The organism is Megasphaera sp. NM10, assembly GCF_000417505.1.
In the GTDB taxonomy this organism is placed as follows: Bacteria; Bacillota; Negativicutes; order Veillonellales; family Megasphaeraceae; genus Megasphaera; species Megasphaera intestinihominis.
Genome location: NZ_APHY01000153.1, coordinates 1 through 1,193, shown reverse-complemented (window position 1 = coordinate 1,193; position 1,193 = coordinate 1). Strand labels below are relative to the sequence as shown.

The following is a 1,193-nucleotide window of genomic DNA, read 5'->3' as shown; positions in this document are numbered from 1 at the left end:
CTGTTTAAGTTTCCTCCTGAAATCAGGATAAGTCCTTAATTCTCAAACGGCTGTCMAAAAGCCCCTTACACAGTCCTTCGAAATCGAAGTTCTGCTTACTTTTACGGAGTATATTGGCGGCGCCGTTGATGTCGGCATTGGCCGTCCTGCCGTTGGCGAAGCGGTACAGGCCGCGCTGGACTCGTTTCCCGCTGAACGTTCCTGTATAGGGTGTATCCGGCTGGTATACGGGAATGTTGTCCAAATCCAGGCAGCTGGCCTGAGAGGTATAGGATTCTTCCTGTTCCAGATAGGTTATCCCATAGCGTTCACACAGCTGTTTCAAGGTACTACGCAGATAGCTCAGGCTAATTTGAGTGAAATGCTGATTCGTCACTTTGCCCAGCTTTAGTCCTCGTTTGAAATCGCGATTATAGCCGCAGACAAGGGTCCCTATCTGATGACTGATGCAAAAATCGAGGATATAGCGGGCTGTCTTGCGAAGGATGTCCTGCATCCGGAAATTGCGTTTCTTCGCTAACTGACAGAGCTGGTTCGTCGTCTTCTGGCCCTGCTTGGCGGCAATGCTTTGGAGTCTGGCTTTGCGTTTGTTCCAATACTGGTTGATAGATTTGAGTTTACGACCGTCCATGAGGAACGACGTCCCCGTATTGGTAACGCAGGCGGCCAGATTGTCCAGTCCCAAGTCGATAGCCAGGACACGGTCTGGCGAGGTTTTCACCGGTTCCGGGTCCTGTAAGTAGCAATACTGAATCTTGAAATACCGTCCACCGTACATGGGACAGATGCGGACTTCCTGAATCGTCTTATCCTTCAATTTGTCCGGAAAAGGAATCCGAATCCGATGACCGTTATGGCGTTTCATATATTCACGGCTCATCGGCACCGTTAGGAAGCCATTTTTTATGTTGATGGCGTTCGTCGACAAGATGAGACTGAAGAGACCACCTTTTTCACGATAGTGTGGCAGGCGGACAGCCTTTGAACCATAGTCACCTGGCTTGACTTTCTGCAAAAGCCCGAAAAAGGAACAAAAACTGCGGTCGGCCATCTTCAATATCTGCTGGGCAACACCGGCCTGCAACAAGCCGTAGTTTTCATTTTCCTTGCAAATGGGGTAATTTTCTTCGTACCGCAAGAATTGCTGGGTATCGAAGTAATGCTGCCGAATCGTATAGACCGCTATATTATAC

General features: G+C 49.1%; 1 protein-coding gene. It reads right to left on the bottom strand.

All coding sequences use genetic code 11. From position 1 onward, the window contains the following. Positions 1-22 precede the first annotated feature (22 nt). Positions 23-1,193 (bottom strand): RNA-guided endonuclease InsQ/TnpB family protein (locus tag NM10_RS14875; protein ID WP_020311954.1); only part of this gene is annotated, 1,171 nt, incomplete at its 5' end.